Raw genomic sequence first — 24,485 nt, 5'->3', positions numbered from 1 at the left:
CGACTGGCTGACCGGCGTCGCCAAGGCGGTCCTGCCGGGTGGGCGGCCTACCCGAAATGGGGCGGCCGCGACGACGTAGACGTGCGGTTCGTCCTCTCCGGGGAAGGCATTCCAGGTGGGCAGTGCCGCGAGCGGCGCCCGGCCTGGCCGAAGGACCGCGGGTGTGGGTCGACTTCGGCCGCCCGCGCACGACCGGCAAGGCTCACTCGTCGAGAGTCAGCAGCGACACCGGCCTGCCTGCCGCCTCCGCGGCCACCGGGTGCGCTGAAGGCGAGCGGGAGACGATGGTGCGGAACAGCCCCAGCGGCGCCTGGCACTCCGCGGCTATCGCGTGCTCGTCCACGTGGGCCTCCTCGGCGAGGAGTTTGAGGGCGCGGGGCAGCAGCGAAGGCTGCTCCAGCAGGGGCATCGGGCCGGGCTCGCGCCGCCGCCAGCCGCGGGCGGAGACCGTGGCCATGGCGTTGCGGTAGGTCACGTCGCTCATGACCTTGAGGGTTCTGGCGCGGAACAGCAGTGCTTGGAGGCTGACGTTCCAGTGCTGCTTGAGCTGCCCGAGGCGGCTCCAGTCCGCCTTGGCGGGCAGCTCGCCCGCGATCTCGGCGGCGGGCATGAGGAACTCGGCGGCGAACCGGTGCGCCTGGTCCTCCACCGCGCGCCCGCCCGGCTCGGCGTCGACGTGCATCACCAGGTGCCCGAGTTCGTGGGCGACATCGAACCGCTGGCGGTAGTAGTCGTCCTTGAGCGGGTTGAGCAGGATGATCGGGCGCTGCGCGGTGTCGAAGGAATAAGCGTCCACAGTGGCGTTGGCCAGCGGGCTGAACACCACCACGCCGCCATGGTTTTCCACCAGCCGCACCAAATGCCCGACCGGGCCCGGCGGCAGCTCCCACGCCCGCCGCAGCTCGGCCGCCGCGGCTTCCGGGCCGCGCCCGATCGCGTCCGGGGCGACCGGGCAGCACGGCAGGTCGCGGGCCGGGAACTCGACGTGCCGCTCGATCGCGGTGACCACGTCCAGCGCCAGACACCCGTAAGCGTGCGCTTGGTCGCGGGAGACCTGGCTGGTCGAGCGCAGCGACCGGAAATGCGGCGCGGTGGCGGCCAGCGTGCGGTGGCTCGGGCGCGCGGTGAAGAAGCCGGGGGCGACCTGCAACGCCAGCGCCAGCGCGGCGACCGTCGCCGGGGCCGGGTTCTTCGACCCGCTCTCGTACGCCGCGACCGCCGTGGGCGTCTTGCCGATCAGCCCGGCCAGCGCGTTCTTGCGCAAACCCGCGAGCTGGCGGGCCAGGGTGAGACGCCCGCCGTCGAAAAAGGCGGCGATGTCGTCGAGCCGGTCACTCATGCCTCACCAATAGCACGCGGCCCGCCGTCGGCCCGCACCGACCGTCGAACCTGGACGCGGGCGTCGGCGGCGCCGTCCCCGGCAGCGGCCCGCCCGACCTCGCTGACCAACGGCCGCCCGCCGCCGGTGGCCGGGGGCAGGGCCAGCAGGTTCTCCCGCCACACCCACGGGACGCCGCCGCCCGCGTTCCACCGGCTGCGGCCGAGATACAGCTCGACCTCGCCGGTGTCGGGGTCCATGGCGTGCGCGAGGACGAGCGTGCCGCGCGGATCGTCGGCGCTTTCGGGGAGCCCGAAGAGTTCCGCCACGCCGAACAGGCCGCCGTCGTCGGCGTTGTGCGGCTGGCGGGCCACCGCGCCCTTGGTCTCGCTGCGGTCCTGCCACCGGATCTTGTCGAGGTGGCCGAACTTGTAGGACGCCATCAGCCACCGCCACCCGCCCGCCACCCACCCGGGCGAGGCGTTGAGGTCCTGGCGGACCACGATCCCCGGCGCGAGCCACGGCATGGTCCGGAAGTCCTCGTCGGCGATCCCCTTGGCGAGCACGTCCCGGCCGACCGAGGGCTCCCCCTCCGGCGCGGTGTACTCCTCGCACTGGAACACGCGGTCCTGCCGGTTGATCATGAACTTGTGCGCGGTGAACCCGACCCAGGCCTGGTCATGGCCGCCGTCTGGCTCGTAGTCCTGCCAGAGCTGCCGGTAGGCCGACCCGTGCGCCCAGCGGATCCCGCTCAGCGCCCCGAGGTCACCGAGCTTGCCCAGCACCTGATCCCGCTCGTCCATGGCAGCGAACAGTACGCGATCACAGTAAGCGGCGCGCGGAAATGAACCCCGGCGTGTCTTTCGCGAGGCCAGATGAACTCAGGGCTGTCCCGGTTCCGCGCCGCGCGGACAGCCGGGCGCGCCCCGAGGGACGACAGAAGGCTGTCGGCCATAGAACGACCGACTTGGCGCATACCATGTCACCGGCGACCCTCCGGCTCGTGAGGAGCGACATGACCGGCACGCTGCCCGCTGGGGCGACCGCGACGTCCGGAATGGACACTGCCCGCCACGCGGTGCTCGACCGCGGCACGAATCCGATTTCGGTGGGGTCGCCCGCGGGGACCGAGGACGGCGCGGCCCGTGTCTTCGCGCGTTCGAGCGGGCCGCGGTGACCGATCTCGTCGCGACCCTGCGCGCGGCCGGGGTGGCGGAGGCCAGCGCGGCCACGGTGGAGCGCGCCGCGTACGCTGCCGACGCGTCGCTGTACCGGGTGGTGCCTGCGGCGGTCGCCTGGCCACGGCACGCCGACGAGGTCGCCGCGGCGCTGGAGGTCTGCCGAACGCTGGAGGTTCCGGTCACGTGCCGGGGCGCGGGCACGTCCATCGCGGGCAACGCGGTCGGCGCGGGCTTGGTGCTGGACTTCAGCAGGCACCTCGACCAGGTCCTCGACGTGAACCCGGACGAGCGCGTCGCCACAGTGCAGCCCGGCGTCGTGCACGCCCGCTTGCAGAAGGCCGCCGCCTCGCACGGACTGCGGTTCGGGCCGGATCCGTCCACGCACAGCCGCTGCACGATCGGCGGGATGATCGGCAACAACGCCTGCGGCTCCCGCGCGCTCGCCTACGGCCGCACCTCCGACAACGTGGTCGGCCTCGACGTCTTCACCGGCGCCGGTCAGCGGCTGCGGCTCGACGGGCCGGACCCGGCCGGGCACGAGCGCCTGCGCGCCGTGGTGGCGGGCGCGCTGGCCACGATCCGCACCGAGTTCGGCCGCTTTCCCCGGCAGGGCTCCGGGTACGCGCTGGAAGCCCTCCTCCCGGAGAACCGGTTCGACCTGCGGCGGCTGTTCGCGGGCAGCGAGGGGACGCTCGGGGTGATCACCGCCGCCACCGTCCGCCTGGTCGCTGATCCGCCGCACCGCGCGCTCGCCGTGTTGGGCTACCCGGACATGGCCACCGCCGCCGACGCGGTGCCCGCGATCCTGGCGCACCGCCCCACCGCGTGCGAGGGCTTGGACTCGCGGATCGTCGCCGCTGCCGCCGCCGCGGCTCCCGTGCCGGAACTGCCGCGCGGCGGGGGTTGGCTGTTCGTGGAGACCACCGGGGACACCGCGGCGGAGGCGGTCGACGCGGCACGGCGCGTGGTCGTGGACGGTGCGGCGGTGGACAGCGCGGTCGTCACCGATCCCGCGCACGCCGCCGCGTTGTGGCGCATTCGGGAAGACGGGGCCGGGTTGGTCGGCCGTGGTTCCGTGGGCCAGCCCATGTTCCCGGGCTGGGAGGACTCGGCGGTGCCGCCCGCGGCTCTCGGCGCGTACCTACGCGAGTTGGACGGGCTGCTCGGCGAGCACCGGCTGACCGGGGTCCCCTACGGCCACTTCGGCGACGGCTGCCTGCACCTGCGCCTGGACTTCCCGCTGCACCGGCCGGACGGCAAAGCCGCCCTGCGCGCCTTCCTCACCGACGCGGCCCGGCTCGTGGCGGGCTTCGGCGGCTCCCTCTCCGGCGAACACGGCGACGGCCGCGCCCGCGGCGAGCTGCTGCCACTGATGTACTCCGCAGCGGCGCTCGACTTGTTCGGCCAGGTGAAAGCGGTCTTCGACCCCGACAACGGGCTCAACCCGGGCGTTCTCGTGCGCACCCGGCCCCTCGACTCCGACATCCGGCCCGCGCCCCGCCCGCTGCCCGCCCCGCTCGCGCTGGCGTACCGGCACGACCGGGGCGATTTCGGCACGGCGGTGCACCGCTGCACGGGAATCGCCCGGTGCCGGGACCCCCAGGGCACGATGTGCCCGTCCTTCCAAGCGACCCGCGACGAAAAGCACTCGACCCGGGGACGGGCGCGGATTCTGCAGGAGATGGTCGACGGCTCACTGGTGCGCGAAGGCTGGCGCTCGCCGGAAGTGCACGAAGCGCTGGATTTGTGCCTGTCCTGCAAGGCATGCTCGTCGGAGTGTCCGACCGGAGTGGACATGGCCGCCTACAAAGCCGAAGTCCTGCACCAGTCCTACCGGGGACGACTGCGTCCGCGCAGCCACTACACGCTCGGCTGGCTCCCCCGCTGGGCCCGGCTGGCTGCCCTCGCGCCAGGGCCTGCGAACGCTGTGCTCGCCTCGCCCGCCCTCGCTCGGGGCGCGCGGTGGATCGCGGGCGTTGACCAGCGGCGGTCGCTGCCTACCTTCGCGCGCAACACTTTCCGGTCCTGGTTCGCCTCGCATGAGGGGCGGGAGGGCAAGCCTGTGGTGCTGTGGCCGGATACCTTCACGAACTATTTCGCGCCTGAGATCGGTGTCGCGGCTGTTCGGGTGTTGGAGGACGCGGGTTTCGCGGTGTCGATTCCTCGGGAGGCCGTGTGTTGCGGGCTCACGTGGATTTCGACTGGGCAATTGGGCTCGGCTCGGCGGATCTTGCGGCGTACGGTGGGGAGTCTGTTGCCCGCTGCGGAGGCTGGGGTTCCGATCGTTGGTTTGGAGCCTTCCTGCACGGCTGTGTTGCGGTCGGACAGCTTGGAGTTGGTCGATTCTCCTGCCGCCGCCACCGTTGGGCGTGCTACTCGCACGCTCGCTGAGCTTCTGGTTGGGTCGGATTGGCGTCCGCCGGATTTGTCTGGGAAGACGGTTCTGGCTCAGCCGCATTGTCATCATGCGGCGGTGTTGCGGTGGGATGCTGATCAGGAACTGTTGCGGCTGACTGGGGCTGAGGTGTCGCGGGTTGGCGGCTGTTGTGGGTTGGCGGGGAACTTCGGCGTTGAGCGTGGGCATTATGAGGTGTCGGTCGCGGTGGCCGAGAACGCTTTGTTGCCTGCGGTGCGTGCTGATCCGGATGCTGTGGTGTTGGCTGATGGGTTTTCTTGCCGGACTCAGCTTGCTGATCTCGCTGGTCGGGGTGCCGTGCATTTGGCGCAGCTGCTTGGACGTGGCTGAGTTGCGGGGTTTGCTCGATGGGGTGTGGTTCTCGGTTTCGTGGGGTTGCTCGATGGGGTGGAGTGGTTTCTTCGGGGCCCCTACGAAGGAAGATCGCCGTGTGAAAGACGGGTGGGAAGCCTACGGCCTCACACGCGCGCAGCCAGCTTAGCGATCTTCCTTCTCCCCCGAAGAAACCACTCCACCCCATCGAGCACCTGGCAGCTTCGGGTGCCTGCTGGTAGGAACGTGGGTTCGCTGTCTCCGCTCCCACGGGTGCCTGGCAGCTTTGGGTGCGGTTGGTAGGAGGGCGAGTGTGCCACTCCACCTCGCCAAGTGCTTGTCCGACAGGGGCGGGCTCTCGGCTTGGCGGGTGGGTGGGGTGCGGCACTATCGCCATCTGTTAGGGGGTCAGGGTGAGGTTGAGGTTGTTGCCTGGGCCGGTCACCAGGGCGCTCAGTAGATCGTTGTGCCTGCCGCAGCCCGTCAGTGGGGGGAGGGTGTAATCGCTGGTTGTTTGGCCGCCTAGGTGGAGGGTGAAGCCGGGGGTGGAGGTCAGGGGCAGCTCTACGGGGGTTGTGGTGCGGCAGTCCGGTGATGCTGTGAGGACCCGTCCGGCGATTGTGACGCGGGGCAGGTGGACGGTGACGGCGGTGGACGCGGTGAGGGTGTCTTGGGTGAGGGTTCCGGTGACCGGGGCTTCGGGGACGAACTCGACATCCGCTGTTGCTGGGATTCGGCCGAGGAGGCGGAAAGTCGCCTTGGTCGGCGGCAGGGACAGAGTGCCGGTGAACGCGCCGGTGAGGGGGTCGCGGGTGGTGGTGAGGGTGCCGGGGCCGATGGGGATGGCGCCGTTGAGCTTCGCCAGGGTTGAGGTGCCCGCGATGGTGTAGGCGTGGTGGGTTGGGCGGGGGTGGGCCACGTCGAAGCGGAGTAGGACGGGGTCGCCTGCGGTGAGGGCGGCTTCGGTGGTGATGATGCCGAGGGGGGTGGGGTCGCCGGTTCCGTTTGTCGGGGTGATCATGGCTTGGAAGCGGTCCACGACGCGGACCAGGCTGGGGCCGGGGTTGGGGAGGACCACGGGCGGGATGGTCTGCGCGGCCGACACCAGGGTGAACGTGCTGCCCAGGCCGGGGAGTGGGGTGTCGGGGAAGACGATCGGGCCGGTGGTCGGCACGGGGATCACCGTGCCCGCGTTGACGACCTCCAAGCCGGGGCCGCCGGTGATTCGGAGGGTTTTCGCCCCGATGAGGTGGAGGGCCTGCACCGCCTGCTCGGGCAGCGTGATGGTCTGGCGGAAGTCTGTGACGCGCAACTGGTCACCCGCCGCTTCTGGCGGATCGATCGTCGCCGAGACTCTGATCTGGGCGGCCACGGGGCCGATCAGCGGCATGGTCATCGAGTAGTCCAGCACCCGCTCGACCGGGGGAGCCGCGGCCGCCTGCGTGGGGGCGACGATGGCCGCCCCGACCAAAGCCGTTCCGACAAGGCTTGCGAGGTATGCGTTCCGTATTCCCATAGTGCGGATCGAACAATTCCCGAACCGGTCGGGATACCGCCGAACGGCCTACGGGAAGCGAGAGTTTCCCGGTCACCCATCAGCTTCGTCCGTGAATGACAAAAGCTGGTCGCCGTTTGTGCCGGTTGAGCACGTCTTCGCGCGTTCAGGAACGGCGAACGCGCGGACGACGCCAAGGGCTCGATGGGTCGGGTGAACACCGGTGCCCCGATGTGGGAGAACCGGCTCGGTTCCACTCCCGCGTTCGGGTGATGGAAGGTGACGCGACGTCGACCTTGAACGGCACGTGAATGTCCCTCCGACGGTATCGGAGTCCACTCATTCGAGCAGAAAATCCCGGCTATCGTCAGAAACGACCAAAGGAGGTCCACGATGCCGTCATTCCGTTTCCCGAAACTGTTGCTCGCCACCGCGCTCGCCATGGCCGCGGCCATAACGCCCGCGACCGCCGACCACACCAGCCCATCGGCTGATCCGCACCGGGTCATCGCGTTCTACCAAACCCAGTTCGTCGACAGCGGCCATGGCAAGGTTTATGTGTCGCCGCTGAAGCTGAAGGGCGTCGCCACGCATGTCGAGGTGGCCGCGCTGCATCTCAACGACGGCGGCAAAGTCACGCTCAACGACGACCCGCCGTCCGCGCCCAAGTACGACCAGATGTGGAAAGACCTGGCCGCCCTGCGGCAGGGGCCCGACGCGGCGAAGGTCATCATGCTGCTCGGAGGCGCGGCCCAAGGCACGTACCAGCGGCTGCACGAGGATTTCGACCTCCATTACGGCGCGCTCAAGGAGGTGCTGCGCGCCTACGATCTCGACGGCGTCGACATCGACATCGAGGAGAAGTTCTCACTGGCGGACACCCAGAAATTGATCCGCGCGCTGCGCGCGGACTTCGGGCCGGACTTCCTGATCACCCTGGTCCCGGTGGCCACTGACCTCAGCGGCGAGAGCACATTCTCCGGCGGCTTCGATTACCGGGAACTCGAAAAGACGACAGGCGCCGACATCAACTGGTACACCGGGCAGTTCTACTGCGATTGGGGCGACCTGTCCAGCACCGCCGACTACCAGGCCATCATCGACAACGGCTTCAAACCCTCGCGGGTAGTCGCCGGAACAGTGACCAACCCGGCGAACTGCGCGGGCCACGTCGCATTGCCCAAGCTGGTCCCGGTGCTCAAGAACCTCGTCAAAAAATACCCCGACTTCGGCGGCGTCGCGGGCTGGGAATACTTCAACGCCATCGGCGCCGCGGGCAAAGGACCAGAATCCTGGTACGCGGCGGTGCGAGAAGCGATGAACTGACCCCGGCCTCAGCCGCGCAGGAAGCGGCCGATACGGCGCATGCCCTCGGCGAGGTCGGCCTCGGCGGCGGCGAGGGAGACACGGACGTAGCCCTCGCCGCCCTGGCCGAACGCGGTGCCCGGGGCGACCGCGACCTGTTCCTCGGCCAGCAGGCGCAGCGCGAAGTCGCGGGCGGCTCCGGGTTCGGCGCGGCCGATGTCGAGCCAGCCGTAGAACGCGCCCGCCGGAGTGGGCATGGGGATGCCCGCGGCGTCCGCGTGCTTGGCCACCAGGTCCCGCCGGGCCCGGTAGCTCGCCAGCATGTCCGCGACGCAGTCCTGTGGCCCGGTCAGGGCGGCGTGCGCCGCGTGCTGCGCCGGGGCATTCACACAGGACACGATCGTCTCCTGGCACTTGGCCACCGCGGCGACGGCCTCGGGCGGCACGGCCAGGTAGCCGATGCGCCAGCCGGTCATGGCGTAGGTCTTGGAGAAGCTGTACGCCGCGACCGTCCGCTCGGGGGCGAACACGGCGGGGCTGGTGCACGGCAGGTCGAAGACGATCTCGTCGTAGCACTCGTCCGAGATCAGCCACAGGTCGTGGCGGCGGGCGAACTCGGCCAGCGCCGCGACGCGCTCCCGGTCGGCCACGGTCCCGATCGGGTTGGACGGGGAGTTGACCACGAGCACCCGGGTGCGCGGCGTGACCCGCTCGCTCAGCGCGGCGACGTCCGGCAGGAACCGGGTCTGGACGTTGAGCGGGTACGGCACCGCGTCGAGACCGAGGAGCCGGGTCATCATCAGCAGGTTGGGCCACGCCGGGTCCGGGAGCAGGACCTCGTCGCCCGCCCGCGCCAGCGCCGACAGCGCCGCGAAGATGCCCTGGGTCGCGCCCTGCGTCACGACCACGCGCTCCGGTGTGACCGGGAAACCGTTGCGGGCGGCGACTTTCTCCGCGAGCGCGGCCCGCAGGAACGGCAGGCCCGTGTTGGGTGTGTAGTGCGTCGCGCCATCGGCTACCGCGCGGGCGGCGGCCTCGGCGATGTGCGGCGGCGTCGGGAAGTCCGGGTCGCCGACCTCCAGCCGGATCACCTCCGGCCTGCCGAACGCGATGTCCATGACTTCCCGGATGCCTGACCGGGGCAGCGTTTCAGCGGCGGGGTTGGCGCGCATCATGGTCCTCCCAGGGCGGCACGGCGACGGATGGCGGGGCCGAGCAGCGCCTGCGCGGCGGCGGCGAGCACGGCCAGTGCCAGGCAGGTCCACCAGAGCGCCGACTGGCCCAAGGTGAGCAGCCACGTGCCACCCAGCGGGGCGACGAGACCGCCGACGCCCCAGGCCATCCCGTACGCGCCCGCGTAGCGGCCACGCAGGTGCGCCGGGGACAGGTCGGCGACAACGGCGGCGGCCACCGAGTGGATCACGATCTCCCCACAGGTCCAGACCACCACGGTGACCACGTAGTCCACTGTGGACTCGGCCAGCGCGGTCGCGCCGAACCCGACGCCGAGCACCAGGGTCCCGACCGTGAGCACCCGCGCGTTGTCCCACCGGCCGATGCGGTGCCCGATCAGCGGCTGCGCCAGGACGACCACGATTCCGTTGCAGGCCATGACAATGCCGTACTCGGCGGGCGAGTGGCCGTCGGCGCCCATGGCCAGCGGCAACGTCGACAGGCTCTGCAGGAACACGAACGCGCACACCAGGACGATCAGGATGAAGCCGACCATCACCCGGTCGCGCAGCACGTCCAGCAGGCCACCCGGTTCGGGGTTCGCCGCGGACCGGCCGCCGGTCTCGGGCACCATGCGCCACACCAGCAGGCCGAACACCAGGCAGGTCACGGCATCGGCCCAGAACAGGGTGAGGAACCCGGTGCGCGCCAGCGTTCCGCCGAGCACCATCGACACCGAGAACCCGATGTTGACTGCCCACAGCAGCAGCCCGTACGCCCTCGGCCGTTCGGCCGCGGGCACCAGGTCCGCCACGATCGCCTGCACGGCAGGACGGAACAGGTCCATGGCCAGCCCGAGCAGCAGCGCGCACACCGCGACCAGCTCGACGCGCTGCGCGTAGCCGAGCGCGATCATGGTCGCGCCGGTGGCGACCATGCCGCCGGTTAACGTCGCCCGCCTGCCCACCCGGTCGGCGAGCACGCCGCCGAGAAGCTGCGAGAACACCTGCCCCAGGCCGAGCAGCGCGAGCACCGTCCCGGCGGTGGTGACCGGCAGCGCGAGCCCGCTGGTCAGGTACAGCGACAGGAACGGCAGCACCATCGTGCCGAGCCGGTTGACCAGCGTGCCCGTCCACAGCACCCAGAACGGCCGGGGCAGCCCGCCCACCCGGGCCCGGACGAACCCGGGCGCGGCCGGGCGGGTCACGGTCACGGCGTGGGGCCCCGGTAGGAGCTGAACGACTTGGTCAGCTCCCGGACCGTGGCGTCCGGGCCGACCAGCCCGACCGCGCACACGTCCAGCTCATCGGCCGCCGACCGCCCGATCAGCTCCTCGTAGGCGGGAAAGTCGTTGCTCAGCCCGCGGCCCGCCGTGGTGAACACGGCGTTGGGCACCTCGGCGTCGGTCGCCGCGGCGATCAGCTTGGCGACCGGGCCGGGCCGCCCGGTGAGCACGACGGTGTTGTAGCGGATGCCCGCGTGCCGCACGCCGTCGGAGCCGGTGACCCCGTCCGGGGCGTAGAGGCGGGGTTCGAGGTGCGCGAGCTGTCCCATCAGGATCGCCGCGGCGTTGGCCACCGCGGCCGGTTCGAGGGTCTTGTGCACCACGATGGCGGCGCGCAGCGTGGGTGACTCGGTCACTCGGGTCCTTTCCTGGCGAACACGACGAAGCCCATCGGCGTCCCGGCGGACAGCACGCGCGCCGTGCGCATCCCGTAGTGGTCCGCGGCCGTCCGGTTGGTCACCGCCCCCGCCGCGCCCGGAAAGGCGATCGCGTCGCGGCAGGCCGCGCTGTTGGACGTGGCGTGCTCGGTCCGCGTGGCCCGGACGGGCAGCGCGTCGACCAGCGACGTGGTCGCCGGGTGGTGGAAGAGTACGTCGAGGTCGGTCGCCCGCGTGTCGGCGGGGACCGCGAACACCATGTCCGGCAACGTGCTCAGGAAAGTCTCCACGGCCCGCAGGCCGGGATCGAAGAAGAACCGCCGGATGTCGGGGTAGGCCGAGGGCACCAGCAGCACGTCGTGCTCGCCGTCGCGGACCCTCTCGGCGGCCAGCTCGAAACTCGGGTAGCCGAGCACCTCGCCCACCCGGCCGCGGGCCCACTCGCGGCCGACGGTCACGCTGCACGTGAGCCCGGCCGACTCGTCGCCGAGGGTGGCCAGGGAGCGGTATTCCGGTTGGAAGGAAAGGACTTCCCGGTACGCGGGAACGGTGTCGATCACTGCGGATCTCCCAGTTCGTAAAAGCCAACACCATCCAGATAGCGCAGGGTCCCGAGGTCGCGGCGCACGATCTCCTCGACCTCGTGCATGAAGGTGACGATGATCGGGTACGTGGTGTCGTCGACCGTGCGGCGCAGCCAGTCGCCCGGCTTGGTCAGCTCCCACATCTCGTGGAAGCTCTCCAGCGCGCGAATCTCCGCCAGCGCGGTGTACCGGCGCAGCGTGCCCTCGACCGGCGAGATCATCGCCGCCCAGGAGTAGTGGCGCCGGATGCGGTAGTCCTCGCCGCACCGGGCGTGGAACCGTTGCGGCCGCAGGCACGCGTCGACCATCCAGTCCAATTGGGACTCGCCGAGCGCCAGCCGCGCGTAGTGCGGCAGGTCGCCGCCGGACAGTCGCGCCCCGACCTCGATCAGGCACGGCCCATCCGGGGTCAGCTTGAGCTCGACGTGCCCGGCGCCGTGCCGGATGCCCACCGCGTCCAGCACGGCGAAGGCGTAGTCGACAAGTTCGTCGTGCCGCGGACCGCGCCGGGGCACGAGGTAGCAAGCGCCGGACAGGTCGGTGATGCCGTTGACGGAGAACCGCTGGCTTTTCCAGATGTCGCTCACGTGGTGACGCCCGTCCAGGCTCACCGTGTTCACGATGTACTCGGCGCCGACCAGGTACTCCTGGGCCACCACGACGTCGTTGTCCTCGGAGAACAGGTTCTGCCGCGCGGTGATGGCGCGCAGCGCGGCCACCGCCTGCTCCGGTGTGTCGCAAAAGGACACTCCGTCGCCGCCCGCGCTGCGGCTGGGCTTGACCACGATCCGCCCGCCGAGCGCGCGGTGCCAGGCGGCGAGTTCAGCGGCGTCCCCGGTCCGCAGTTGCCGGGGCCCGCGCAACCCGGCCGCGGTCACCGCGTCGACCATCGCGGCCTTGTCGCGGCGGACGTGGCTGCGCGCGGCGCCGTTCGTCGGCACGCCCAGCGCCTCGCTGAGCACATCGGCGAAGGCCACCCCGTACTCGCCCCCGGCGACGACAGCCACCGGCTTGTAAGGCGCGACCATGGCCAGGGTCTTCTCCAAGTCGCCGTCGTGCACGATGTTGTCGCGGTAGTTCCCCAACTCGGGCACCGACGACCGGTACACCCCCGGCGGGTCCGGCGCGCTCTGCACCCGCACGCACTCGGCCCCCGCCGCCGCGAACGCGGGCGCGATGTGCCGAGCGGTCTGCGGCACTCCGTGGTCAGCGGTCTCGTAGGTGTCCACGAGCACGACACAGCTATTCGGCACAACTCCCCCAGCACACGATTCCCCCCGGACCATTCTTCCGGAGTATCGGAGCAGGGGATCGCGGTCGGCGCGGGGTTCGCCCGAATGTCATCCGGTTGGCCTAAAGTGACCATCGCCATAATCACCGATGGCCGCGCGCTGACCTGCGTGTTCAGTCCATCCGCCGCCAACTGTGGCGACCCGCCGCGCCCCGCGCGGGATAAGCCGCTGTCACCCCAGCCGTCTGCGCCCGGCGAAACCGAGGTCGGCCCGGTGGTACCAGCCCAGGTCCGGCTCGCCCTCCAGCCAGCACAGCAGCACCGCCACGCCGTCGATCTCGCTGGGGAAGTCCACCAGCAGCGGCGCGAAACCCTTGAGCTCAGCCCCGGTCCGCTGCACCAGCGTCATCAACTCGTCCAGCCGCGCCTGCGCCGCCTTGAACTCCGGCAGCCCGCCCAGCCCGCTCGGTTCGCCCCCCGGCGCCAACGCCGCGGCCAATTCCGCCGCGTCCGCCCGCACCGCCACGATCTCGGCCAGCACCGGCCGCAACCGCTCGAACTCGGCTTTGGCCTCGGCGACAGTGAACAACACTTACCCAGGATCTCACCGCCGCGCGCCTCATCCCAGGACGACCCGGCTCCCGGCACGCACGCAAGCGCTTGCCGGTCGGCGGTGGCATCGAACCGCCAGGGGCGCCACGGGACGTGCCCGGCCGGTCCGCTTTCGCGCAGCACGGCGTCGAGGTAGTCCAGGAAGACCGACAGCGAGGTCCCCGGCCCGCGCGCCTGCCCTGCTTGCCGCTCGACCGCTCCGCGCTCGTCCGGCGTGGCCGCGGTCAAGGCGACCATGCCGACCAGCGGCTGGCTCAGTTCACGGCGTTGGCGAGCGAGCAGCCACGCGACCGATCACGGAACTCCCGCCAGTCAACGGTTTCCTCTTCCGCCGCCTGCCCTGACCGTGATCTGGTAGCGATACCGGACGCGGACGGACGATGAACCGGTCACCCACCGACGTGCGCGAATTCCTCGAATTTGAGTAGTGCTACGCATCAGCGCGGTGGTGTTGGTGGCCCATTCTTGATCCATGTCCACGCACGGAGATCCGCTTCTCCGGCTCGCCGGGGAAATCGACGAGTTGGGGCGCCGTCTCACGCGGGCGGGCGCCGAGTTACGGGGCCTGCGGGCCGACCAGTCCACGCCCGCGCCGAGCCCGCCCGCGTGGCCACAGGCCGCGCCGCTGCCACCGAGCGTGCCCGTTTCGCAAGGGCAACCCTGGCCGCGAACCCAGGCGCCCCAAGGGTTTCCGGTCGCCCAACCGGGGCCGCGGATGGGCCACTGGCAGCCCGCGGGCCCCGAAATCGACGGCCCGTCCCTGGTCGAGCGGCTCGGGCGGGAAGGCGCGGGCAGCAGGCTGCTCGCCTGGGTTGGCGGAGCGGTGACTCTGCTGGGCATCGTGCTGCTGCTCGTCCTGGCGGTCCAGCGCGGCTGGCTGGGGCCGCTGCCGCGGGTGCTCGGGGGCGCGGCGCTCGGGCTCGCGCTGGTCGGAATCGGGATGTGGCTGCACCGCGTTCCGGCCGGTCGGACGGGGGCGCTCGCGCTCGCCGCGACGGGGATCGCGACGCTGTATCTGGACGTGGTCGCGGCGACGACGCTGTACGGGTTTCTACCGACTGTCCTGGGGTTGGGGTTCGGGCTGGCCGTCGCGGTCGGGGGGCTGTGGCTGGCGGCGCGGTGGAATTCGGTCACGCTCGGCACCGCCGTGGTGGTGGGCTGCGTGGTGTGCGCGCCGATGATCACCGGCGGGTTCACCCCCGAGTTGGTGACGTTCCTGCTCGCCGTCCAGGTGGCGACAGTGCCCGCGCGGGCTCGGCGCGGCTGGACGGTGCTGACGGTCTCGGCCGCGGTGCCGCCGTTGTTCGCCTCGGTGGTGTGCGCGGCGTTGGCCCCAGGCGACTGGCGCGCGACCTTCGCCGCGCTGATCACGGCGGCGGTGGGGATCGTCTTGGCGCTAGTCGAGCTACGCGGGCGGGCCGACGACCCGGCCGCGCTCGTCCTGCTGGCCGTGGCCGCGGTGCCCGCGCTGTTCGCCGCGCCGTTCCTCGCACCGGCCTCGGCCGCGCTGGTGGCGGGCGGGGTGGGGGTCGCGTTGCTCGGTCTGTGGGCGGCGCGCCGCCCGCTGCCCGGGCACGCGGGCGAGGTCGCCGGGGCGGTCGGCCTGGTCGCGGTCCTGGAGGCGACGCTGACCTGGTTCGACGGGTCGGCGGTCGCGACGGCGCTCCTCGGTGAGGCGATCGCGCTGGTGCTGGTCGCGCTGTGGACCGGCAACCGGGCCGAGTTGGCCGGGGCGGTCGCGTTCGGCGCCCTCGGCTACGGCTTCGCGCTCGTCCGCGACCTGCCGCCCGCGCTGCTGCTGGGCTTCGACCCACGGTCCACCGCCGACCTCGCGGGCAGCGCCGCGGCGGCCCTGCTGATCGTCGGGTTCGCGGTCGCGCTGGCCGGGGTCGCGGCCCGGCTCGGGGTGATTCCCGCGCCGTCGAAGAACCTGGCGCCCTGGGTGGCCGCGGGGGTGGCCGCGCTGTACGGGGCGGCTGGGGCGCTGCTGTGCGGAGCCCTGCTGCTCCTGCCCGACCGGACCGGTTTCCTGGCCGGGCACGCGGCCATCACCGTGTCCTGGGCGGTCGCGGCGCTGGTGCTGCTGGTCCGCGGCATCGACACCGCCGCGCCCCGGTTGACCGGCCTGGTGCTGTTCGGCGCCGCGGTGCTCAAGCTGGTGCTGTTCGACCTGGCCACACTGGACGGCATGGCGCGGGTGGCGGCGTTCCTCGGCGCGGGTCTCATCCTGCTCGCCGCCGGGACCCGCTACGCGCGCCTGGTCTCCACCCGACAGGACAATGCGGAACCGGCCACGGTGCGCCAGAAGTGACCTGATGGCAACAAAAGGGAACGCCGAGCACTTTCGAGCGGACCCACCGTGCGGAAAGATCGACAGTGCCGAAGACCGACACCGCCCGCCCGGGGCCATCCCGGGCGCCGTGGCACGGGCACGATCGGGTGGTCGGCGTGTTCGGCCCGGCCGGTCGCCGCCCGCGGCGCGGGCCACCCCGGACGGGGGGTGGCCCGCGTTGGCCGCACCCGGCCCGAGTGGCAGGATCGGCTGCTTGCAGGCCCGGTCGAGGAGGGTGATGGACGACAGCGACGAGTCCGAACTCGACGTCCCAGCCGAGGTGCACACGGTGTGCCAGTACTGCGGGGGCGGCGGCATGGTCGCCGACCCGAAACTGGCCATCATCGGCGGCGCGCCCCGCACCGTCGACAATGGCCGTCCCTGCCCGCACTGTGAGACGGTGGGCCACTTCCCCGGCATCGTCCCCCCGGTCTGACCGGGATCTCCACCGGACGTCCACCACTGCCCGCGTCCCGCCCGGCAGGGTTGCGCCATGCCTTACACGCTCTCCCACGCCGCGGCCGTGCTGCCGTTCGCCCGGCGGCCGCTGGTGGGGTCCGCGCTGGTCTTCGGGTCCATGTCCCCGGACCTGCTGTACTTCCTGGCCCTGCACACCGGGGTGGACGGGCGGACGCACACCTGGTGGGGCCTGGTCGTGATCGACCTGCCGGTGGCGCTGGCGCTGCTCGCGGTGTTCCACGCGTTCGTGGTCCCCGCCGCGCTCCCCTTGGCCCCCGCCTGGGTCCGGGCCCGTCTCGTGCCGATGGCCACACCGCCGCGACTGGGGGTCGCGACGGTGGCGTCGGTGCTGGTCGGTGGCGCGACCCACCTAGTGTGGGACGCGTTCACCCACCACGACGGCTGGATCGTGCGGCAGTTCCCCGCGCTGCGGGAGTGGCTGTGGGTCGGGATGCCGCGCTACCACTTCCTCCAGCTGCTGAGCAGCGTGCTCGGCCTCGCCGTCATCGGGTGGTGGTCGGCCCGCGCCCTGCGCCGGGCGACCCCCGCCGAGACCATCCCACCCGAGTACGCCCCGCCGAAGCGCCCGTGGGCGGTGGTGGGCGCGGTGCTCGGCACGGGCGTGGCCCTGGCCGCGGTCAACGCCCTGACCAGCATGGCCGGGGTGGCCGACCAGTCGGTGCTGACCATGGCCCACACCATGGCCGCCGGGGTGGCCCCGACCCAGACCCAGGTGACGGAGGGCGCGGTCCGGGCGTCGATCGGGATCGTGACCGGCGTGTTCGCGGCCCTGGTCGGCTACGGCCTGCTGCGCCGCGCACGCCGGTGAGGCTTATACCCGATTCCGCCCGAGAGGCGGCGGCGGTTATCCACATAGCCCGGATTCATCCACAGGTTCAGCGGACCGCTTTAACTCCCTGACCTGGGTCGATAGACATGAAGCATGACTCAGACCAGCGTGCTTCCACGCTCCCTGCCCGTTCCCGAGGCCACACCGATCCTGTCCACCCGCAGGCACTCCCGCCGCCACGGACCAGTCGGCGCCCGCCCCACAACCGCGCCCACTCCCAGATCCGCGCGGACCCCAACCCACCCGCGTCACCCCGCCGATGCCGCCGTCAACGCCACGGCTGGCACCCGCCATCGAAGCCGCCCATCGACGCGACCCAGCCCTCTTCCGCTCCCTGGCGGGCCTTCTCCCGCCGCACGGACCATCCCTTGCCGCCGAACGCACCGCCCCACCCACCCAGACGCGCTGCCCCTTACGACCGAACGCGCTGTCCCGCGCCGCCGAACGGTGTCAACTCCCGGCAGGCTTTCCCAGCCAGACACGGCTTCCCCACCACGGAACGACGTCCCCCAGGACTCCTGCCGAACATCGCTTGCCTACCCCCAAACCCCGCAGCCCGCACACGAGCACTCCCGCGAGCGAACAAAGCACTACCGCGCGAGCCCACCACCAAACGACGTCTCCCACCAAACGACGCTCGCCCACCTCCGAACCCCGCCGCCCCCAAACGGGCACCGCCACCTACGCACGGAGCTTCCCCACCACCACGCAAGCCCACCCCCACCACCAAACGACGTTCCCCAGGTCTCGTGCCGAACGTCGCTTGCCTACCTCCGAACTCCGCAGCCCGCACACGAGCACTCCCGCGAGCGAACGAGGCACTGTCGCGCGAGCCCACCCCTACCACTGAACGACGTTCCCCAGGACACCCACCAAACGACGCCCGCCCACCTCCGAACCCCGCCGCCCCCAAACGGGCACCGCCACCAGCGAACGGAGCTTCCCCACAACCACGCAAGCCCACCCCGACTACGGAACGACGTTCCTCAGGGTTCCTGCCGAACGTCGCTTCTCCACCGTCAAACTCCACCACCCCGGACTCGGGGCGCCCTCCACACGAACGGAGCTTCCCCACGACGTGGGCGAGGCCACTGGGGCGAGACCACCGCCGCAGCGCTTTCCTGGGGCCGACAGGACTCGACCGAACGAAGCGCCCCCACCACCGACCCCACCGCGCCGCAAGCGGCCGCCGCTCCGCGCGGAGGGGACTTTCCACCCTGGACACCTCCGCCGCCAGATGGCGTTCACCGCCGCAGGACTGCGCTTCCCCGGGTGGGCAGAGCCTTCACCGCCTCCACCCGGCACCTCCCCCGCGCGGGTGACCTTCCCCCGCGCGGGTGGGTTTTCGGGGCGGTGGGTCCGGGGTGGTCAGGGAGTGGGGTGGTCGCTGGTGGGCGGCTCGGCGAGGCGGACCTGGTCGCGGCCGCCGCTCTTGGCCTCGTAGACGGCGGCGTCGGCCCAGCGGAGCAGGGTTTCCAGTTCCGCGGTGGTGCCGGGGCCCGCGGCGACGCCAATCGAGGTGGTGCGGCCGGTGATCAGGACCGGCTGGCCGCGCTTGTCGGTGGCGGCCACGTTCATCGCCGCGACGCCCAGGCGGACGCGTTCGGCGACCACGGCGGCCTGGGCCGCGTCGGTGTCGGGGAGCAGCAGGACGAACTCCTCGCCGCCGAAGCGGCCGACGACGTCGCCCTTTCGGGTCGTCTCGCGCAGGACCGCGCCGACGGCGCGCAGCACGGCGTCGCCCGCCGGGTGTCCCCAGGTGTCATTGACCTGTTTGAAGTAGTCCAGGTCCAGCACCGCCACCGCCAGCATGGAGTGCTGGCGACGGGCGCGGGCGATCTCGCGGCCCGCCTGCTCGTGCCAGCCGCGGGAGTTCAGCAGCTGGGTCTTGTGGTCGGTGCGGGCGTCGCCGCGCAGGTTCTCGATCTGCAGGGCGCCCCAGTCGAGCGCGCACAGCAGCGGCACCAGGAACAGCGGCGCCAGCCAGGCGTGCGCGATGGCGATGGCGGCCAGCGCGCCGAGGCACACGGTGAGCGCGGCCATCGCGTTGTCGCGGCGGGTGCCCGCGACCGCGGTCCAGGTCGGCTGCGGGGTGGACAGGGCGATGACGCCGCCGATGGCGATCGCGTTGACCAAGAAGTACGTCATTCCGGCCAACGCGAGGACCAGAGCCTCACGCGCGCCGAAAGCGGCGGTCACGTCGACGCCGGATACCCGAATTATCCACAGCGAAGCCAATGCGGCGAGCAGGATGCCCGCCGTTCCGAAGGTGTAACGATAAAGGGGCCTGCGGGCCACGGGATAAAGCTGGACGCGCAAGAGCAGCATTGACGCCACCGCCATCCAGGCGGGCAGCAGCACCATGGCGGGCAGGATCCAGACGACGCTGGTATCCATATGCGGGCCTGGTCCGCTGTCGCGCCTGGTTTCCTCCGTTCGGCGGGACAGCCACAGGTGCACCGCGCCCGCGCCGACAAGGACCGCGAGCCTGCGCCAATCCATCGCGGCGGCGGGCGCGTCGGTGAACGCGGTCAGCACGACCGCGACCACCGTGACCGCCTCGAAGGCGATCACATAGCGTCGCGCCGGACGGGGAAGCGTCCAGAGTCCCCAACGTCGTACGGAGAACAACGAAGGGTGTTCACTGCGCAGTGAGTCCGTCACACTGAGCCGTGACCGGAGCCGCCGCAATCCTCGCCCGCGAACGTCCCCACCGTGGGTCCGGGCGTGCGCGGCATCGGGATGCGTGCTGTCGCGAGGAGGTGTTCCCGGTGCAGGGCCATGATTGGCTTCTCCCTTGCTCGAATCCGCGCCCGGGCCGTGACCTTCGGGCGGCTCGCACGTTTCGTCCAGTGTGGAACTTGTCGGTGACGTGCCGGACGCGTGGCTCGCACCGATGAGCGGCACCGCGGCCTTATCCACTTCGACCGAAGGAGCAGTCGATGCGCTCTCGCGCCTGGTGACCTTTTTTCGCGCCACATCCATGTCAACACCTGGCGCCCCCGTTGCGTTCCCGCCAGTGTCGCCGGAACGACCCGCTTCCCCCGCGCTCATTGGAGCCCCCCATGCGCTCTCGCGACTGGTAACCGACGAGTCCAGACCATCCGCACCCACCACAGGAGCCCGCCGTGCGCTCACGCGACTGGTGACCCCCACGTCCGCCACTTCCCCTACCACCAAAGGAATGCCTGATGCGCAGCCGCGACTGGTGACCCCCGCCCGACCCGATTCCCCTTCACCTTCAGGAGAACCCGATGCGCTCACGCGACTGGTAATCCCAACCCCCACACCACCCTCATCGTCCACACCCACCACAGGAGCCCCACATGCGTTCCCGCGACTGGTAACCCCCACCCAGCCGACATCCCCTACGACCACAGGAGCGACCAATGCGTTCCCGCGACTGGTGACCCCGACCGAAACCCCTTCCCCCACAACCAAAGGAACCTGCCATGCGCAGCCGCGACTGGTGATCCCCGAACCACCCGAAGCCCCGACAACCCCTGGAGAACGCAATGCGCTCACGCGACTGGTGACCCCGAACTCCACACCATCCACACCGACAACAGGAGCCCCACATGCGCTCGCGCGACTGGTAACCCCTACCCAGCCGACATCCCCTACGACCACAGGAGCAACGAATGCGTTCCCGCGACTGGTAACCCCGACCCAAACCCCTTCCCCCACAACCAAAGGAACCCCCAATGCGCAGCCGCGACTGGTAGCCCCCGGCGTCCCGTCCCCACGAACCGAAGGAGCACCGCGTGCGATCTCGCGACTGGTGAAACCCGAACCCGCCACTACCGCAGCCCCAGGAGAACTCAATGTCCCGCGACTGGTGACCACCAAGCAGGCCTCATCCCCCACAACCTCAGGAGAACCGCATGCGCTCCCGCGACTGGTAACCGGAATCCCCATTCCGTCCACCCCGACACAAGGAGAACTCAATGCGCAGCCGCGACTGGTGACCCCCGATTCCACCGCCCCCACGACCCCAGGAGAACTCGATGTCCCGCGACTGGTGACCGAAGCCCCCACCCCGTCCACCCCGACACAAGGAGAACCCCATGCGCAGCCGCGACTGGTGACCCCCGCGTCCTCGCCATCCCAAGGAGCAACACAGGCGATCTCGCGACTGGTGACCCCCGATTCCACCGTCCCCTCGACCACAGGAGAGCCCGATGTCCCGCGACTGGTGACCACAGCGCCCGCACTGTCCACATCTACCGAAGGAGTGTCCGTTGCGTTCCCGCGACTGGTGACCTCGACCCCACTGTCCACCTTGTCCGTCCTGACCGGAGGGATCTCAGATGTGCGGCCGTGACTGGTGAAGCGCGCGTCGTCCTCGCCCGCCCGTGTCCTACCCGGAGGTGCTTTCCGTGCGTTCCCGCGATTGGTGAAACCCAACGGTGCGACCTCCCCTTCTCCGTTCGGCGGCACCCGCCAGGGGCGCCTGTCGTGTCGGGAAGGGCGCTGGCCCTCGCCGACTTGGTTTCCTGTTCAACGATCCGCTGCCCGTGACATCGTCGCCCATGGGGGCCGCGTATCACGTCCGATCGCCGACGGCTCGCCATCCGACGATTCCACGTTACGGCCTGCGCCGACAGTAGTGGTCCCACTACGCCAAGCAGCGCCCGAATGGAGCAGGACCTTAGTCGGACACCACCCCGGAGAAACACCCTCTTTCGACGCATACCCGCGACGCGGCGGGCGCGAAACCGGACGTCACCCGATCCCGCGCCGCCGACCGGCGCTCAGGCGGTGCGGACCGGCGTGAGCCACTTGCGCACGCGCGGCGGCAGCCGCTTCTCCAGCCCGTAGGGCTCCAGGTGCCCGCCCAGGATCTCGCTGAACGCGGTGGCGACCGCGTCGACGTCCCAGTGGTCCCTGGCCAGGATGGGCGCCTTGAAGTACGGCTGGCCGACGATGTGCAGGTCCGGGCCGGTGCACCGGATCACCTGCCCGGTGATGCCCGAGGACCGGTCGCCGAGGAGGAAGTGCACCAGCGGCGCGACCAGGTCCGGGGTCTGCTCGGGCGGGGTCTGCCGGGACGCGCGCTCCGAGGTCCACACCATCCGGGTGTAGGCGCGGGGGCAGACGGCGTTGACGCGGATGCCGCAGTCCTCCAGGTCGAGCGCCCACGAGTAGGTCAGCGACGACACCGCGCCCTTGCTCGCCGCGTAGGCCCCGATGGTGCGCTGGCCCAGCGACGCCCCGGAGGACACGTTGACGATCGAGCCGCCGCCCGCCGCGCGCATCCGCCGGATCGCGGCCATCCCGGTGTAGATGACGCCCAAGACGTTCACCTCGACAAGTTCCCGCACCCGGGCGGGGTCGTCCTCCCACGGCAGCGCCTCGTAGTTCAGGCCCGCGTTGTTGACCAGGCCGTCGACAGCCCCGAACTCGGCGGCGCACAGGTCAACGATGGCCGCCGCCTGCTCCGGGTCGGCCACGGAGTGCGTGCTCGCCACGACCGCGCCGCCGTCGGCGCGGATGCGCGCGGCCACGGCCAGCGCCTGCTCGGCGTCCACGTCGTTGACCACCACCGCGGCCCCGGCCTTGGCCAGGTGCGCGGCGAACGCCGCGCCCAGCCCGCGACCCGCTCCGGTCACCACTATCGCTTTGCCGTCTACCGTGTTCACTGTCGCCTCCCACCGCCGGTCCCGATCCCGCGCCGGGCACGCCCGACGCGGCGGCGGTCGTCGGACCGCCACCGGCTGTGGCCAGTGTTGGTCCCCGGCGCCCGCCCGGGAGGCTGGTCTCGGCGAGTGGTGGCGCGGATGCGCCGAGCGTGGTGGGCCTTTCAGCCCGCCGGTAAGCGCCGACCGATCGGGCCCGCTGCGCCGGACGGCCGCACTGAAGCGTTTCGCGGGGTCTCCGAACACGATCCAGCGGCGGGATACCGGTACTCTGTGCAACGCCGTGATAACCGAGCGGCAGTACGCCGGGTCCACCGCGCCGCCACCAGGGCGCGGCGGACGACAGCAGCCGCGCGGGCCACCCGCCCGCCTGGGGGAGCGTAGATGGGCCGTACAGCGCCGAAAATGTCCGCGGTTCTCGCCGACCGCGAGTTCCGCGCCCTCTGGTTCGCCGAGGCCGTCTCAGTCGGCGGCGACCAGTTGACCCGGGTGGCGCTCGCCATCCTGGTCTATGAGCGAACAGGCTCCGCGTTCTATGCGGCGAGCATCTACGCGCTGACTTTCCTCCCCGCGTTGGCGGGCGGCCTGGGCCTGTCCCAACTCGCCGACCGGTACCGCCGCCGGACGCTCATGGTGGTGTGCTCCGCGATCCAGGCCGTGGTCGTCGGGGTGATGGCGATCCCGCAGATGCCGCTGTGGGTGCTGTTCGTGTTGGTGATCATAATCCCCATGGTCCAGTCCCCCGCCATGGCCGCCCAGAACGCCACCACCCGCGAGGTCTTCACCGACGACGACCTGTATCTGCGCAGCCAGGACCTCCGCGGGATCACCACCAACACGATGATGCTGCTTGGCCTGGGCGGTGGCGGCCTGCTGGTGGGCGCCATCGGCACCAGCTGGGCGCTGATCATCGACGCGATCACCTTCGCCCTGGCCGCCGTGCTGGTGCGCTACAGCGTCCGCAACCGCCCGACCGCGGGCTCCAAGGAAGACGCCTGGTTCGCGGGCGCCAGGTGGGTCTTCGGCGACCGCAGGCTGCGTGTCCTGCTGACCCTGTCCTGGCTGGTCGGCCTGGCGGTGATCCCCGAGGGGCTGGCTGCCCCGCTGGCCAAGGAGGCGGGCGCCCCAGAGCAGGCGGTCGGCTGGCTCCTGGCGGCGGACCCGCTCGGCTTCATCGTGGGCACCTTCCTGATCTCTCACTTCATCCCCGCCAAGCACCGCCCCAAGCTGATCGGCGTCCTGGCGACGGCTTCGGTGGGCGTGCTGATCCTCTTCTTCCTCAAACCCGGCCTGATCTGGGCCTTGGTCCTGCTGGCGCTGGCGGGCGCGGTCGGCGCCTACCAGATCACCGTGATGGGCGTGTTCAACTCGATCGTCCCCAACGAGATCCGCGGCGGCGCCTTCGGCACGGCCCGCACCGGCCTGCGCGTCTCCCAGGGCCTGGGCATGGCCGCGGGCGGCGCCGTGGCGGAACTGACCGGCTCGACCATGAACACCATCGCCCTGGCGGGGCTGTTGGGCGTCCTGATCGCGATCCCCGCCACCATCACCTGGTCGCGCATCCACAACCAGGACGAGACCAAAAGCCCCACCGCCCCAACCCCATCCGCCGCCAACCACCAAGACGCCGCCTAACCCCCCGTTCGGGTGACCGAAAAGCTGGGAGTTATCCACAGGCAAGATCATTCTGCCCCCGATTGTCGGCCCACCCCGATAGACTGGAGCGGGGTCAGCCCCCAGGGTGGGTGGGGCTTTGTTGTGGGAGTTTGGGGCTGGCTGGTTGGTGGGGCTGGAAGCACACCTGAGCGCCTGCCAGGCCGAACCTACGCTCGCCCAGTGCTCGATGGGGTGGAGTGGTTTCTTTGGGGGAGAAGGAAGATCCCTAAACTCGCCGTGGTCGTGGGGCCGAAGGCTCC

Annotated in this window: 18 protein-coding genes; 7 read left to right on the top strand and 11 right to left on the bottom strand. The window is 71.0% G+C overall.

The window, feature by feature from the left end:
• Positions 1-202: 202 nt before the first annotated feature.
• Both ACZ6SD_RS14660 and ACZ6SD_RS14655 read right to left on the bottom strand, forming a co-directional pair.
• On the bottom strand, positions 203-1,339 hold the full coding sequence (locus tag ACZ6SD_RS14660; RefSeq protein WP_465317448.1) for an XRE family transcriptional regulator: 1,137 nt from the start codon (positions 1,337-1,339) through the stop codon (positions 203-205).
• Positions 1,336-2,121: a hypothetical protein gene (locus ACZ6SD_RS14655; protein WP_465317447.1), complete on the bottom strand. Its 786-nt coding sequence runs from the start codon at positions 2,119-2,121 to the stop codon at positions 1,336-1,338. The genes ACZ6SD_RS14660 and ACZ6SD_RS14655 overlap by 4 nt, the downstream gene beginning before the upstream one ends.
• A 200-nt stretch (positions 2,122-2,321) precedes the next feature.
• Here ACZ6SD_RS14655 and ACZ6SD_RS14650 point away from each other — a divergent pair, with 200 nt between their 5' ends.
• Together ACZ6SD_RS14650 and ACZ6SD_RS14645 are read left to right on the top strand one after the other, a co-directional pair.
• Positions 2,322-2,495: a hypothetical protein gene (locus ACZ6SD_RS14650; protein ID WP_465317446.1), complete on the top strand. Its 174-nt coding sequence runs from the start codon at positions 2,322-2,324 to the stop codon at positions 2,493-2,495.
• Positions 2,492-5,245, top strand: coding sequence for an FAD-binding and (Fe-S)-binding domain-containing protein (locus ACZ6SD_RS14645; protein WP_465317445.1), 2,754 nt, complete (start codon positions 2,492-2,494; stop codon positions 5,243-5,245). Before ACZ6SD_RS14650 ends, ACZ6SD_RS14645 begins: the two co-directional genes overlap by 4 nt.
• A 382-nt stretch (positions 5,246-5,627) precedes the next feature.
• Here ACZ6SD_RS14645 and ACZ6SD_RS14640 read toward each other — a convergent pair whose 3' ends face one another.
• A complete protein-coding gene (locus tag ACZ6SD_RS14640; RefSeq protein ID WP_465317444.1) occupies positions 5,628-6,743 on the bottom strand; it encodes a DUF6801 domain-containing protein in 1,116 nt (371 codons plus the stop codon).
• Between the two features lie 372 nt (positions 6,744-7,115).
• Between ACZ6SD_RS14640 and ACZ6SD_RS14635 the strand changes: the two genes are divergently transcribed.
• Positions 7,116-8,048 carry a glycosyl hydrolase family 18 protein gene (locus tag ACZ6SD_RS14635; protein ID WP_465317443.1) on the top strand — a complete coding sequence of 311 codons (933 nt, stop codon included), beginning with the start codon at positions 7,116-7,118 and terminating at the stop codon, positions 8,046-8,048.
• 8 nt (positions 8,049-8,056) lie between these two features.
• Here ACZ6SD_RS14635 and ACZ6SD_RS14630 read toward each other — a convergent pair whose 3' ends face one another.
• The 6 genes from ACZ6SD_RS14630 to ACZ6SD_RS14605 form a co-directional block, all read right to left on the bottom strand.
• Entirely contained in the window at positions 8,057-9,199 is a 1,143-nt protein-coding gene (locus ACZ6SD_RS14630) for a pyridoxal phosphate-dependent aminotransferase (RefSeq protein WP_465317442.1), read from the bottom strand.
• Positions 9,199-10,407, bottom strand: a complete 1,209-nt coding sequence (locus ACZ6SD_RS14625; protein ID WP_465317441.1) for an MDR family MFS transporter — start codon at positions 10,405-10,407, stop codon at positions 9,199-9,201. Before ACZ6SD_RS14625 ends, ACZ6SD_RS14630 begins: the two co-directional genes overlap by 1 nt.
• Positions 10,408-10,409: 2 nt before the next feature.
• Positions 10,410-10,841 (bottom strand): DUF2000 family protein, encoded by a 432-nt coding sequence (locus ACZ6SD_RS14620; protein ID WP_465317440.1) that lies wholly within the window; start codon positions 10,839-10,841, stop codon positions 10,410-10,412.
• Positions 10,838-11,422 carry a hypothetical protein gene (locus ACZ6SD_RS14615; RefSeq protein ID WP_465317439.1) on the bottom strand — a complete coding sequence of 195 codons (585 nt, stop codon included), beginning with the start codon at positions 11,420-11,422 and terminating at the stop codon, positions 10,838-10,840. The genes ACZ6SD_RS14620 and ACZ6SD_RS14615 overlap by 4 nt, the downstream gene beginning before the upstream one ends.
• The gene (locus tag ACZ6SD_RS14610; RefSeq protein ID WP_465317438.1) at positions 11,419-12,699 is read right to left on the bottom strand and encodes an ATP-grasp domain-containing protein; all 1,281 of its coding nucleotides are present in this window, start codon (positions 12,697-12,699) and stop codon (positions 11,419-11,421) included. Before ACZ6SD_RS14610 ends, ACZ6SD_RS14615 begins: the two co-directional genes overlap by 4 nt.
• 210 nt (positions 12,700-12,909) lie before the next feature.
• Positions 12,910-13,269 carry a DUF2203 domain-containing protein gene (locus ACZ6SD_RS14605; protein ID WP_465317437.1) on the bottom strand — a complete coding sequence of 120 codons (360 nt, stop codon included), beginning with the start codon at positions 13,267-13,269 and terminating at the stop codon, positions 12,910-12,912.
• Between the two features lie 492 nt (positions 13,270-13,761).
• On the opposite strand from ACZ6SD_RS14605, the gene ACZ6SD_RS14600 reads away from it, so the two are divergent.
• From ACZ6SD_RS14600 to ACZ6SD_RS14590, 3 genes are all read left to right on the top strand, one after another.
• On the top strand, positions 13,762-15,600 hold the full coding sequence (locus ACZ6SD_RS14600; RefSeq protein WP_465317436.1) for a DUF2339 domain-containing protein: 1,839 nt from the start codon (positions 13,762-13,764) through the stop codon (positions 15,598-15,600).
• A gap of 259 nt (positions 15,601-15,859) precedes the next feature.
• Entirely contained in the window at positions 15,860-16,057 is a 198-nt protein-coding gene (locus ACZ6SD_RS14595; protein WP_091455996.1) for a hypothetical protein, read from the top strand.
• A 57-nt stretch (positions 16,058-16,114) separates the two neighbouring features.
• Entirely contained in the window at positions 16,115-16,909 is a 795-nt protein-coding gene (locus tag ACZ6SD_RS14590) for a DUF4184 family protein (RefSeq protein ID WP_465317435.1), read from the top strand.
• Positions 16,910-18,298: 1,389 nt separating this feature from the next.
• On the opposite strand, the gene ACZ6SD_RS14585 is transcribed toward ACZ6SD_RS14590, so the two are convergent.
• A complete protein-coding gene (locus ACZ6SD_RS14585) occupies positions 18,299-19,504 on the bottom strand; it encodes a GGDEF domain-containing protein (RefSeq protein WP_465317434.1) in 1,206 nt (401 codons plus the stop codon).
• A gap of 2,180 nt (positions 19,505-21,684) precedes the next feature.
• Positions 21,685-22,572, bottom strand: coding sequence for an SDR family NAD(P)-dependent oxidoreductase (locus tag ACZ6SD_RS14580; protein ID WP_465317433.1), 888 nt, complete (start codon positions 22,570-22,572; stop codon positions 21,685-21,687).
• A gap of 402 nt (positions 22,573-22,974) precedes the next feature.
• Between ACZ6SD_RS14580 and ACZ6SD_RS14575 the strand changes: the two genes are divergently transcribed.
• Positions 22,975-24,204 (top strand): MFS transporter, encoded by a 1,230-nt coding sequence (locus tag ACZ6SD_RS14575; RefSeq protein ID WP_465317432.1) that lies wholly within the window; start codon positions 22,975-22,977, stop codon positions 24,202-24,204.
• The last annotated feature ends 281 nt before the right edge of the window (positions 24,205-24,485 follow it).

The organism is Actinokineospora sp. NPDC051303 (genome assembly GCF_055586285.1).
The sequence above is the reverse complement of the archived record's forward strand: the minus strand, read 5'-3'. Positions and strand labels throughout refer to the sequence as shown.